Below are 12683 nucleotides of genomic sequence, written 5' to 3' on the forward strand. Positions count from 1 at the left end.
AAGCCGAACGAAGCGTATAAGTTTGTAATAAAGCGGGCAATAGTGTCGATTGTTAAATCTGGTGCATCCGATACGCGGGTGGACGACATCGCCCTCACAAAGGAAATTCGGCTCCGGTGAGAATCACTCCTCACGAGCCCTCACGCGCACACGCTTTGTGGCGCTTCCGCCAGCCGCCGCGCCTCTGAACTGTGGGACGATTCAGGGGTTTCGAGGAGGGACAGGTGGACGAGGGGCGTCGGGTGGCGGGCAGGTACCACCTGCTCGAACCCATCGGGCGAGGGGGCATGGGCGTGGTCTGGCGCGCCCACGACGACCTGCTCGACCGCGCCGTGGCCGTCAAGGAGGTCCTGTACCACCCGACGAGCGAGGAGGACCGCGAGGCCTTCACCCGGCGCACGATCCGGGAGGCGCGGGCCGCCGGGCGCATCACCCATCCCAACGTCGTGGTCGTCCACGACGTCATCGAGGAGGACGGCCGGCCCTGGATCGTCATGCAGCTGGTCCGGGCGCGCTCGCTCGGCCAGGTGCTGCGCGAGCACGGCCCGCTGGTGCCCGAACGAGTGGCCTCGATCGGCCTGCAGGTCCTCGACGCGCTCTGCACCGCGCACGCCGCCGGGGTGCTCCACCGCGACGTGAAGCCCGAGAACGTCCTGCTGAGCGGGGACAACCGGGTGGTGCTCACCGACTTCGGCATCGCGACGATGCCGGAGGAGACCGGGTTCACCATGACCGGCGCCATCACCGGGACCCCCGCGTTCCTGCCGCCCGAGCGCCTGAACGGCCTGCCCGCGACCCCGGAGTCCGACCTGTGGTCGCTCGGGGCGACCCTGTACGCCGCGGTGGAGGGCCGCCCGCCCTTCGACCGGAACTCCCCCATCGCGACGATGGCGGCCGTGCTCAACGACGAGCCGGAGCCGCCCCTGCGGGCGGGGCCGCTGACTCCGGTCCTGGACGGGCTGCTGCGGAAGGACCCCGACCGGCGGATGGACGCGGTCGAGGTCTCCGAACTGCTCGAGGCCGTGATCGCCGGGCGCGGCCGGGACGTCCCGGACCCCCGCTCCGCGTGGGAGCGGGCCGCCGCCGCCGGGCCCCACGGCAGGACCGGCGGCGCCCCGGCCCTGAACGGCCGCACGGCGCACGACACCCCTGAACGGCAGGACACCCGCGGGCAGGCGGTCGCCGCCGGCCGGCCGTACGGACCCGCGGACCCGCGCCTCCACGGGCACGGCGCCGCGACCACCCACCCCGGGCCGCGGCAGGGGGACACGTACGCGGACGGGCGGGCCGCTCCCCTCTCGCCGGGCGGGCCCGGCGGACGGGTGGAGCGGCCGCGGCGGAGGACCCCTCTTCTGCTGCTCGTGCTCATCCCCGTCCTGGTCGCGGCGGCCGGCCTCGGCGGCTGGTACGGCTACCGCACGCTGGCCTCGGGGTCGTCCGGCGGCCCGGCCGGCTCCTCCTCGTCCGCCGGCCCGTCACAGGAGCCCGGCACGCCGACGCCCACGCCCTCCCCCTCGCCGACCCTGCCGAACGGCTGGACGACGCACGACGACCCCCTCGGCTTCACGATCGCGCTGCCCGGGAACTGGACCGAGTTCGGCCGGGAGGCCACCCGCGTCCGGTTCCACGGGCCCACCGGCCGCGACTACCTCCAGGTCGACGTCACGCCGTGGACCGACGACGACCCGGTCGCGGCGCTCGCCACCGTCGAGAAGACGTCGACCGGCAAGGGCTACCTGCCGGGCTACGAGCGGATCCGCATCGACTCCCGGCGCTACCTCGGCGTCCCGGCGGCCGACTGGGAGTTCACCTACCGGCCGAGCTACGGCAAGGTCCGCGTCGTCGACCGCGCGTTCAAGCTCCCGGACGGCCGGTGCTTCACGCTCTACTGGCAGGTCGCGGACGCCCGCTGGACGTCTGGTTTGTCCTACTTTCAGCGATTCACGAGCACGTTCCAGCCTTGATAACGATTTGATGAAGATGCGCAGGTGAGAGGCACTTTGGTCTACGATGCGTGACTCCCTCGCATGCAATTGCATTGGGCGGGTAGCGCGATCACCATGGCTGAAGCGCAGACCTCCGAACGTGTCGTGGCGGGACGCTATCGCCTGATCGAGCCACTCGGGCGGGGCGGTATGGGCACCGTCTGGCGGGCCCTCGACCGGGTGCTGGAACGCGAGGTCGCGGTGAAGGAGCTGCTCGCGTCCAGGGAGATGACGGAGCCGGAGCGGGAGGTCTTCACGATCCGGACCTTCCGGGAGGCCCGGGCCGCGGGGCGGCTCAGCCATCCGAGCGTGGCCGCGGTGTACGACGCCTTCGAGGAGAACGGCCATCCGTGGATCGTCCTCGAACTCGTGCCGTCCCGGACGCTCGGCTCGGTGATCCGCGAGGAGGGCCCGCTGTCACCCAGGCGGGCGGCGGAGATCGGCTCCCAGGTGCTCGCCGCGCTGCGGGTCGCCCACGCGGCCGGCGTGCTGCACCGGGACGTGAAGCCGGACAACGTGCTGCTGGCCCACGACGGCCGCGCCGTGCTCACCGACTTCGGGATCGCCGCCATGGAGGACGACTCGCCCGTCACCCGTACGGGGATGCTGGTCGGGACGCCCGCGTTCATCGCCCCGGAACGGGCGGCCGGGGCCCAGGCGCAGCGGGCCTCGGACCTGTGGTCCCTCGGCGTGACGCTGTTCATGGCGGTCGAGGGCCGGTCGCCGTTCCACCGGGGGCACGCGCTGGCGACGCTGGCCGCGGTGATGTACGAGGAGCCGGGCCCGCTGCGCCTGGCCGGCCCGCTCGCCCCCGTGATCGAGGGCCTGCTCGTCAAGGACCCCGCCCTGCGGATGACGGCCGAGCAGGCGGCGCAGCACCTGCACGCGGTGGCCACCGGGATGGTCACGGGCGCCTCGATGGTCCCGCCCCCGCGCCGGCCTCCGCGGTTCGCCCGGCCGCGCCCGGCCGTGATTGAGGAGACGGCGCCGACGCCCGTGCCGACTCCGGCGCTCGCGCGGACACCCACGCCGACGCCCGTCGCGGCCACGGCCGCCGCCCCGGTCCGGCCGCGCCGCTCCGCCCTGGCCATCGCGCTGGGGTCGGGCGCCCTCGTCGCGTTCGTCGGCCTGGCGGCGGGCGGCGCCGCGTTCCTGTCCGCCCGTCTGCCCGGCGCCGACGCGAGGGCCACAGTGGTGAGCACCCCGACCGTCACCGTGTTCGCGACCAGGACGGCCCCGCCGTCGGAGGGCAGGCCCTCCGGCACCCCCGCCACCGCCGAGCCGGTGGCGAACCGCAGGAGCGGACAGCCGTCCGGCTCGAACGGCGGCCACGACCGGGCGACCCAGCGGCCGCGCACCCACGGACCGCGCACCCACGGACCGAGCGCGAAGGCCACGCCGAAGGCTCCCCGCAAGACCCCGTCCCACAAGCCGACCACCTCGAAGAAGCCGTCGAGCGGCGGCGAAGGGGGGTCGGTCGAGCCCTCCGACGCCGGAGGGCAGGGCAACGGGAAGGGCCCCGGACCAGGTCACGGGAAGGGGCCCAAGGGGACGAACACGGCGAAGATCAAGGGCGGCAAGAAGGGGAAGAACGCCGCCCACCTGACGACCCCGGCGAGCGACGTCGCGGGCTGGGACGTCTGACCCGCCCCGCCCTCCCGGACGGGGATCGCGGGGTGATCAGTCCTGGGAGGAGCGCAGTTCGACGCAGCACTGGGCGTCGCCACCGTGGTGCGGGTGCTGGTGACCGCGCTCGGCCTCGGCGGCTGACCCGCCCTCCCGAGGCCCCGGAAACGCCGTCCCGGACGGGCCGGAGGCGCCGTCGTCCCGGGCGGGCCGGAAACGCCGTCCGGACCGTTCAGCTCTCGTCGCGGGCGATCTCCAGGGCCCGGGCCAGGTCGGCCGGGTAGTCGCTGGTGAACGTCATCCACTCCCCCGTGGCCGGGTGCTCGAAGGCGAGCGAGACCGCGTGCAGCCACTGCCGGGTCAGCCCGAGCCGGGCGGCGAGGGTCGGGTCGGCGCCGTAGAGGAGGTCGCCGGCGCAGGGGTGCCGCAGCGCGGACATGTGCACCCGGATCTGGTGGGTCCTGCCGGTCTCCAGCTTGACGTCGAGCAGCGACGCCGCCCGGAACGCCTCGATCGTGTCGTAGTGCGTGACCGAGTCCTTGCCGCCCGCGACGACGGCGAAGCGCCCGTCGCCGGACGGGTGCCTGTCGATGGGGGCGTCGACCGTGCCGCGCAGCGGGTCCATGTGGCCCTGCACGAGCGCGTGGTAGCGCTTGTCGACCGTGCGCTCCTTGAAGGCCCGCTTGAGCGCGGAGTAGGCCCCCTCGCTCTTGGCGACGACCATCGCGCCCGTGGTGTTGGCGTCGAGGCGGTGGACGATGCCCTGGCGCTCGGAGGCGCCGCTGGTGGACACGCGGTGCCCGGTGCCGAGCAGGCCGCCGATCACGGTCGGGCCGGTCCACCCGACGGTCGGGTGGGCCGCGACCCCGATCGGCTTGTCCACCACCACGATGTCGTCGTCCTCATAGATGATCGACATGCCGGGGACGGGCTCGGCCACGGGCGCCGGGGCGGCCGGGGGCGGCGGGATCGTCACGTCGAGCCAGGCGCCCGCGTGGACGCGGTCCGACTTGGCGGGGACCGAGCCGTCCACGAGCACCTCGCCCGCGGCGATCAGCTCGGCGGCGCGGGTGCGGGAGAACCCGAAGAGCCGGGCGAGGGCGGCGTCGAGCCGCTCACCCTCCAGGCCGTCGGGCACGGGAAGGGTCCTGCGGTCACCCATCGACGGGCTCCTCGGACTGCCGCGAACCGTCGATCTGGTAGCCCCGCCATGCGAGGAACACCGCGAGCACGCCACCGCAGACGATCGCCGAGTCGGCCAGGTTGAACACCGGGAACCCGGTCACCGGGAACACCTGGATGAAGTCGACCACGTGGCCCTGCAGCGGCGCCGGCGAGCGGAAGATCCGGTCGGTCAGATTGCCGACGGCGCCCCCGAGCAGCAGGCCCAGCGTGACCGCCCAGGGCAGGCTGCGCAGCTGCCGCGCCGTACGGAGGATGGCGACGACGACCACGACGGCGATCAGCGTGAAGACGATCGTCATCCCGGTCCCGATGCTGAACGCGGCCCCGGGATTGCGGATCACGTTCAGCACCAGCGCGCCGGGGACGAGGGTGACGGGCTCCTTGTGCTCGAGGAACCGCACCACGAGGAACTTGCTGACGACGTCGAGCGCGTAGACCAGCGCCGCGACCGTGACCAGCAGCGCGACCCTGCGGGCGCGAGGGGGCCGGGGAGCGGCGTCCCCGCCGCTCAGCGGCGCTCCTCCCGCTGCTTGCACGCCACGCACAGCGTCGCCCTCGGGAACGCCCGCAGGCGTTCCTTGCCTATCGGCTTGTGGCACGATTCGCACTCCCCATACGTCCCTGCGTCGACACGGGCGATCGCCCGCTCGTTCTGCGCGAGCAGGTCGCGCGCATTCAGGGTAAGGGCGATCTCACGCTCGCGCTCATAGGTCTTGGCCCCGGCGTCGGCCGGATCGTCCCCCGCTCCCTGGCTGACGTCGCCGGAGGCGAGTTGCGCCTCGGCCCGGGTGATGTCGGCGCGGAGCTCCTCGATCTCGTGCAGCAGCCGCTCGCGGACCTCGGCGAGCTCCTCGTCGGACCAGATGTCGTCGCTGGTGGCGGTTCTCGCCGCGCGCGTGGCCATTGCGGGCCTCCCCTTTTTTCAGGAGCGATGGTCGAGCACATGAGCAAGTCCGGGCAGCATAGGTCGCTCGTCACCCCCCGGCAACGACCCCGCCGAGGGTTTTACCCCACCCCTACCGGGATGGGATGTACGGCCAGATCCTCCTCATAGCCCCGTTATCAATGGCTTTGTCGCGGCTTGTCCCGCCCGAGACAGGATGCACAGCGCCCCGCCGTACACCGGAGGCCGGGACGACGGCCTCAGAGGACCGCCGATCCCGCCCCTCCGCCGACCGCGGGGGCGCATGTCCTCACAACAATCGCGTCGTCCCCGTATGTTCCTCCCACGTATTCCCGGATGGCGCCGAGTCTCACCTTGAACCTCACGCCGATATCGGGAAGCCCTCGCCTCCGGTCTGCGTTATCGTCGTAGTCTGCAAGGCGTTGATGGGGACGAGTACCTCCGCATCCGCCCGCTCAGCGACCCGGGGACGGTGTGAGCCCGGGGCGGGCCGCGGCGAGAAGATCACCCCGGAGCCGCCGGAAGAAAGGCCTTCGGGCCGAGTAGAGCCGGCAGCGGAAGCAAAACGAGAGGGCGTCCCCAGGCGCGGGGCGTCAAGAAGGGTGGTACCGCGGAGCCGCACGCCGGCTTCGTCCCTTCACGCCATGACCGACCCCAGCGTGGAGGGCCCGCCCGACGATGTCTTCTCACTACTTCCGCTCGCTCCCGGCACAGGTCGATTTGCCGGCCCTCGAACGCGAGGTGCTCGAGCGCTGGCGAGACGGGAAGGTCTTCGAGCGCTCGATCGAGCAGAACGCCGACGGCCCCTCCTGGGTGTTCTACGAGGGCCCGCCGACGGCCAACGGCATGCCCGGCGTCCACCACGTCGAGGCCCGCGTCTTCAAGGACGTCTTCCCCCGCTACAAGTCGATGCGCGGCTACCACGTGGCCCGCAAGGCCGGCTGGGACTGCCACGGCCTGCCCGTCGAGGTCGCGGTCGAGAAGGAGCTCGGCCTGTCGGGCAAGCCCGAGATCGAGGCGTACGGGATCGCGGAGTTCAACGCGCGCTGCCGCGAGTCGGTGCTGCGGCACGTCGACGCGTTCGAAGAGATGACCCAGCGGATGGGCTACTGGATCGACCTGTCCCAGGCCTACCGCACGATGGACCCGCAGTACGTCGAGGCCGTCTGGTGGTCGCTGAAGCGGATCTGGGAGAAGGACCTGCTGTTCCGCGACTTCCGGATCACGCCGTACTGCCCGCGCTGCGGCACCGGGCTGTCGGACCACGAGCTGGGCCAGCCGGGCGGCTACGAGACGGTCTCCAGCCCCTCGGTGTACGTCCGCATGCCCGCGACCTCCGGACGCCTGGCCGAGCTGGGCGCGTCGCTGCTCATCTGGACCACCACGCCCTGGACGCTGGTCTCCAACACAGCGGTCGCCGTCCACCCCGACGTGACCTACGTCGCGGCGCGGCACGGCGACGAGGTGCTGGTGGTGGCCGAGCCGCTGCTGGCCCAGGTGCTGGGCGACGACGCCGAGGTGCTGGCGACCTTCTCCGGCGAGGAGTTGGAGCACACCACCTACTCCCGGCCGTTCGACCTGGTCGACATCCCGGGCGCGCACTACGTCGTGCTCGGCACCTACGTCACGGTCGAGGACGGCACCGGCCTGGTCCACCAGGCGCCGGCCTTCGGCGCCGACGACATGGCGGTGTGCAAGCGGTACGGCATGCCGGTGGTCAACCCGATCGGCCCCGACGGGCGGTTCCTCCAGGACGTCCCGCTGGTCGGCGGGACGTTCTTCAAGGACGCCGACGAGCCGCTGACCGCGAACCTGCGCGAGCGCGGCCTGCTGTTCCGTGGCGGCCACTTCGAGCACAGCTACCCGCACTGCTGGCGCTGCCACACGCCGCTGCTGTACTACGCGCTCCCGTCCTGGTACATCAGGACCACCGCGGTCAAGGACGCGATGCTCGCGGAGAACGAGCGCACCACCTGGTACCCCGAGACGATCAAGCACGGCCGGTACGGCGAGTGGCTACGCAACAACGTCGACTGGGCGCTGTCGCGGTCGCGCTACTGGGGCACCCCGCTGCCGCTGTGGGTCTGCACGGCCGACGACTCCCACATCACGTGCGTTGGGTCGCTGAAGGAGCTGGGCGAGCTCGCGGGCGCCGACCTGTCGGCCCTCGACCCCCACCGGCCGTACGTCGACGACGTCACCTTCCCGTGCCCCACCTGCTCGGCCGAGGCGCGCCGGGTGCCGGACGTCATCGACGCCTGGTACGACTCGGGGTCGATGCCGTTCGCCCAGTGGGGCGCCCCCCACGTCAACCGGGACGTGTTCGAGAAGGCCTACCCCGCCCAGTTCATCTGCGAGGCCATCGACCAGACCCGCGGCTGGTTCTACTCGCTGATGGCCGTCGGCACGCTCGTGTTCGGCCGGTCGTCGTACGAGAACGTGCTGTGCCTGGGCCTGATCCTCGCCGAGGACGGCCGGAAGATGAGCAAGCACCTGGGCAACGTCCTCCAGCCGATCCCGCTGATGGACCGGCACGGCGCCGACTCCCTGCGCTGGTTCATGGCCACGTCCGGGTCGCCCTGGGCGCCGCGCCGCATCGGGCACGCCGCGCTGGAGGAGATCGTCCGGAAGGTTCTTCTGACCTACTGGAACACGGCGTCGTTCTTCACGCTGTACGCCAACGCGGAGTCGTGGTCGCCGGACCGTCTCGCGGAGGCCCCGGCGCGGGAGGAGCGGCCGCTCATCGACCGGTGGGCGCTGGCCGAGCTGCACCGGACGGTCGCCGAGGTCACCGCGGCCCTGGACGACTTCGACACCACCCGGGCGGGACGGCGGCTCACCGAGTTCCTCGACGACCTGTCCAACTGGTACGTCCGCCGGTCGCGCCGCCGCTTCTGGTCGGGCGAGGCCGCGGCCTTCGCGACGCTGTACGAGTGCCTGGAGACCGTCACCCGGCTGATGGCCCCGCTGGTGCCGTTCCTCACCGACTACGTGTGGGACGTGCTCCGCGACGCCGACGCCCCCGCCTCGGTCCACCTGACCGCCTGGCCGGAGGTGAACGAGGCGCTGCTCGACCCGGTCCTGTCGGAGCGGATGGCCCTGGTCCGCCGCCTCGTCGAGCTGGGCCGCTCCGCCCGCGCCTCGTCGTCGGTCAAGACCCGCCAGCCGCTCGGCCGGGCGCTGGTCGGCGCCCCCGGCTGGGCCGCGCTCCCCGACGAACTGCGCGAGCTGATCGCCGACGAGCTGAACGTCCAGCGTCTCGAGGACCTGTCCGGGTTCTCGGCCGACCTGGTGACGTTCACGGTCAAGCCGAACTTCCGGGCGCTGGGCAAGCGGTTCGGGTCCCAGACCAAGACCGCCGCCGCGGCGATCTCCGCCGCCGACCCCGCGTCGCTCGCCAGGGCCCTGCGGTCCGGTACGGCGCCCACCGTGGACGCCGGGGAGCTCGGCGTGCTCGAGCTGGGCCCGGACGACGTGATCGTCACCGAGCAGCCCCGCACCGGCTGGGCCGTGGAGACCGGCGCGATCGACACGGGCACCGGCGAGACGATCGCGCTCGACCTGACGATCACCGACGAACTGCGCCGGGCCGGGCTGGTCCGCGAGGTCGTCCGCCTCGTGCAGGACGCCCGCAAGGCGAGCGGTCTGTCCATCACCGACAGGATCGACCTGTGGTGGTCGGCGGACGGCGAGCTGGCCGAGGCCCTGCGGCACGGCGGCCGCGCGGTGGCCGACGAGGTGCTGGCCGCGAGCCTCACCGAGGGCTCCCCGGCCGAGGGCTCGCCCCGGTTCGAGGACGCCGACCTCGGTCTCTCCTTCGGGCTCCGCAAGGCCTGATCGCATGCGAAAGCGCCCGGGCGGATGCCGCCCGGGCGCTTTCGCGTACCGAATCGATCAGGAGGGATCGGCGGCGCCTGGAAGGCCGCGCGGAGTCGCGGGGTCAGCCGCCCTGGCAGACCGAGCAGGGGGTCAAACCGGCCTCCTCGGCATCGGCACGGGTCATGACCTCGATGCCGCCGTCGTCCATGCCGCTGATGAGCGGGCACTCCCCGCTGTGGAAGCGCCGGGTGCCGACCATGACCTTCACCGAGCCCGCGGGCGGGTCACCGGCCGCCGGCGTTCCCGGGCGGGCCGCCTGGACGGTCCGGTCGCCCGCGTCGTCGGCGTCGTCGGCGCCGGGCTCACCGGTGGACGTGGAGGCGGACACGCCCGTGTCGGAGCCCGACCCACCGGTCTCGGAGCCGGACTCACCGGTCGCGGAGGCCGACGCGCCGGAGCCTGCGGGCGTCCGGTCGGTGGAAGGCTCGTCGTCCGCGGCCTCGTCCTCGCCGGCGGACGAGGCGGGCGCCGAGCTGCGCTCGGCGGGCTCGTGGGAGGCGCCTCGGGGGGTGGCCGAGCCCACCCGGAGGGCGGCCACCTGCTCGGTCACGTCCCGGGTGTCGCCGTCGTCCAGGTCCTCGCCCGTGTCCGGACCTGTGTCCTCATCGGCGTCCCCGGCCGTGGTCGCGGCTGCGCCCGAGGTCCCGGAAGCGTCCGCCGCGCCGGGCGCGGGCCGTTCGTCGCGGGACGCGGCGTCCTTTCGTGCGGGAGCGGAGCCGGAGGTGGAGCCCGCGGAGACCGGCGACCCGGCGCGCCCGGGTCGCGTGGTCTCGGCCGGCTCCACCGGCTCCTCGCCCGCCGGCGTCGTGCCCGGCTCGCCCACGAGGCCGGCCCGCCCGGCGTCCCCGGTGGGGGCGGCGGGCTCCGCCTCGGCCGCGTCGGGCGCCGGCGGCTCGCCCTTCGCGGTGCCGGATCTGTCCGTGCCCGATTCGTCCGTGCCGGACGTCGCGGCGCCGGAGGCGTCGTCGGCGTCTCCCCCGGCGGATCCCGGGACGGGGGCGGCGGTGTCGCGCCGCGCGGCCCCTCCCGGCTTGAACCAGTCGTGGGCGCGGCCCGTTCCCGCGTCCTCGGAACCGGAGCCGTCGCGGGCGTCGGCGGCCGTTCCCGTGCCGGAGGAGGTCGCGGACGCCGACGTCCAGGACGGCGCGGACGGCGCGCCCCAGCCGGTCGGGGTCCAGGAGGACGGGGCCGCCGCGGACGCGCCCTGCTCCACCTGCTCGCTCGACGCGGCCGGGCGGAACGCGTCACGGCTGAACCAGTCGCGCGGGCTCCCCGGGGACGGCTCCGGCTCGGCGGCGTCCTCCGGCTCCGCGACCTCGCCGGTCTTCGCGGGTTCCGCGGGTTCGGCAGGCTCGGCGGGTTCAGGCGACTCGGCGGCGGACTCCGCGAGCTCCTCGAGTGCGGGGGCGGGCGCGGGGATGAGGGGTTCGGGGGCCGGCTCGTGGCCGGCGGCGGGGCGGGACCGGTCGGGCTCGGCCGAGCCCGGTGTCCCGGAGGCCGGAGCAGTCGTGGGACCGGCCTCGGCGCGGGCGCCGTCGCGGCGCTCCGCGGCCTCCTCGGGCTCCGCCGCGGTGCGGGCGGTCAGCTCCGGGAGGCAGGTGGTGCAGGGGGTGAAGCCCTCGTCGCGGGCCTCTTCGTACGTGAGCTCCTCGACGTCCCGCCCCACGAGCTGGCGGCAGGTCGCCGTGTGGAACCGCCTGCGGCCGGGGATCACCAGGACGATCGCGTCAGGGTCGAGGCCGCGGCCGCCCGTCGCGGGCGGCCGGGTGACCGGGGCGGTCGCCTGGAGACGTGTGGGGAAGGACTGCGGCGGCAGTGCCCCGGGGTGCGTGACCGGGGGTGCCGCCACCATCGGCGTCGCCACCGGATGCGCCGGCGCCCCACTGAACGCCGCGCCGTACGCGCCGGTGACGGCGCCTGCGTGGGCGAGCTGCGGGACGGGCGAACCCGGGGGGGTGTGAGCCGGCCCGTCGGCGGCACGCCCGCCGGCGGGGAACAGCTCGTGGCGCCTCAGCAGTGCCCCGATCAGCAGGCAGACCGCGGACAGGACGCTGACCACGATCGACCACATCACGAGGGGCGGCGTCGCCAGCACCACGCCCGCGATGAGCAGGACGATGGCGGCGAGGACCAGGGCGGCACTGATGAGGATCACTGGGGGTTCTCCGAGCTACACGGGCCGAGGGGACCCGTTCAGGTGCTTACCGGCGGTCGTTGTGGGGGCCGTCGGGGCCGGGGAACGCGCCAGAGTGCTGGGGGGGCTCCTGGGCGAAGGGGTTGGGGGCCGCGGTCATCTGCTGGGGACCGGGGGCGACCGCGTGCGCCATCGCGGGCGCGCCGCCGACGATCGGGAAGGCGCCGCTGCCCTCGGCGGAGACGTTCAGCTCGGCCAGCTGGTTCTCCAGGTACAGCTTGAGGCGGCTGCGGTACTCCCTCTCGAAGCTGCGCAGCTCCTCGACCTTGCGCTCGAGCTCGTCGCGGGTCTGCACCAGCGAGCCCATGGCCTGGCGGTGCCGCTCCTGCGCGTCGCGCTCCAGCGTCTCGGCCCGGGCGCGGGCGTCGCCGATGATCTGCTCGGCCTGGCGGCGAGCCTTGCCGAGGATGTCGTCGGCCTCGCGGCGCGCGCGGGTGACCGTCTCGTCCGCCTCGCGGCGCGCGTCGGCGATCGCCTGGTCGGCCGTCTGCTGGGCGAGGGCCAGCACGCGGGCCGCGGTGTCCATGTTGTCCTCGGCGGGCGGCAGGCCCATGCCGACAGGAACGGGCTCGGGGCGCACCGGCTCCGGGGGCTTGATCGGCTCAGGCTGAGGCGCCATCATCTCCGGCTTCGGCTCCGCCACGGGGGCCGGCGCCATCTGCATCGGGTTCCCCATGCCCATGCCGCCGGGGACCTTGCCCCTCAGGCACTCGGCCAGCTTCGCACGGAGCTCCTCGTTCTCCTGAATGAGGCGGTCGAGCTCTGCCTCGACCTCGTCGAGGAAGGCGTCGACCTCCTCCTCGTCGTACCCCGGCCTGAGCCGGGTGGTACTGAACTGCTTGTTCCGCACATCAGCGGGCGTCAACGGCATTTGGGTCTCCTTGGCGCGCTTGGAGTCTGTCCGGCGAGA

General features: G+C 73.5%; 8 protein-coding genes. 3 read left to right on the plus strand and 5 right to left on the minus strand.

All coding sequences use genetic code 11. The features are described 5' to 3' along the window. The first annotated feature begins 224 nt into the window (after positions 1–224). Positions 225–1964 carry a serine/threonine-protein kinase gene (locus tag Mco01_RS00865; RefSeq protein WP_204054981.1) on the plus strand — a complete coding sequence of 580 codons (1740 nt, stop codon included), beginning with the start codon at positions 225–227 and terminating at the stop codon, positions 1962–1964. A gap of 96 nt (positions 1965–2060) precedes the next feature. Further along, entirely contained in the window at positions 2061–3629 is a 1569-nt protein-coding gene (locus tag Mco01_RS00870) for a serine/threonine-protein kinase (RefSeq protein WP_204054982.1), read from the plus strand. A 214-nt stretch (positions 3630–3843) separates the two neighbouring features. Here Mco01_RS00870 and Mco01_RS00875 read toward each other — a convergent pair whose 3' ends face one another. From Mco01_RS00875 to Mco01_RS00885, 3 genes are read right to left on the minus strand one after another with little or no spacing between them, the layout of a single operon-like run. Further along, entirely contained in the window at positions 3844–4773 is a 930-nt protein-coding gene (locus Mco01_RS00875; protein ID WP_036321385.1) for an RluA family pseudouridine synthase, read from the minus strand. Next, positions 4766–5332 carry a signal peptidase II gene (gene lspA / locus Mco01_RS00880; protein WP_239103239.1) on the minus strand — a complete coding sequence of 189 codons (567 nt, stop codon included), beginning with the start codon at positions 5330–5332 and terminating at the stop codon, positions 4766–4768. Before lspA ends, Mco01_RS00875 begins: the two co-directional genes overlap by 8 nt. Further along, positions 5305–5700, minus strand: coding sequence for a TraR/DksA family transcriptional regulator (locus Mco01_RS00885; protein ID WP_036321391.1), 396 nt, complete (start codon positions 5698–5700; stop codon positions 5305–5307). Before Mco01_RS00885 ends, lspA begins: the two co-directional genes overlap by 28 nt. 678 nt (positions 5701–6378) lie before the next feature. Between Mco01_RS00885 and ileS the strand changes: the two genes are divergently transcribed. Further along, positions 6379–9537, plus strand: coding sequence for an isoleucine--tRNA ligase (gene ileS / locus Mco01_RS00890; protein WP_204054984.1), 3159 nt, complete (start codon positions 6379–6381; stop codon positions 9535–9537). A gap of 103 nt (positions 9538–9640) precedes the next feature. Here ileS and Mco01_RS00895 read toward each other — a convergent pair whose 3' ends face one another. Together Mco01_RS00895 and Mco01_RS00900 are read right to left on the minus strand one after the other, a co-directional pair. Then, positions 9641–11734 (minus strand): hypothetical protein, encoded by a 2094-nt coding sequence (locus Mco01_RS00895; protein WP_204054985.1) that lies wholly within the window; start codon positions 11732–11734, stop codon positions 9641–9643. 46 nt (positions 11735–11780) lie between these two features. After that, positions 11781–12644 (minus strand): DivIVA domain-containing protein, encoded by an 864-nt coding sequence (locus Mco01_RS00900; RefSeq protein WP_204054986.1) that lies wholly within the window; start codon positions 12642–12644, stop codon positions 11781–11783. Positions 12645–12683: the final 39 nt, after the last annotated feature.

This window comes from Microbispora corallina (assembly GCF_016863035.1).
Lineage (GTDB): Bacteria > Actinomycetota > Actinomycetes > Streptosporangiales > Streptosporangiaceae > Microbispora > Microbispora corallina.

Excerpts from the sequence above, each read along its gene's own strand:
- ileS (WP_204054984.1), top strand. The coding sequence starts at position 6,379 with ATGTCTTCTCACTACTTCCGCTCGCTCCCGGCACAGGTCGATTTGCCG.
- Mco01_RS00900 (WP_204054986.1), bottom strand. The coding sequence starts at position 12,644 with ATGCCGTTGACGCCCGCTGATGTGCGGAACAAGCAGTTCAGTACCACC.
- Mco01_RS00875 (WP_036321385.1), bottom strand. The coding sequence starts at position 4,773 with ATGGGTGACCGCAGGACCCTTCCCGTGCCCGACGGCCTGGAGGGTGAG.
- Mco01_RS00885 (WP_036321391.1), bottom strand. The coding sequence starts at position 5,700 with ATGGCCACGCGCGCGGCGAGAACCGCCACCAGCGACGACATCTGGTCC.
- Mco01_RS00870 (WP_204054982.1), top strand. The coding sequence starts at position 2,061 with ATGGCTGAAGCGCAGACCTCCGAACGTGTCGTGGCGGGACGCTATCGC.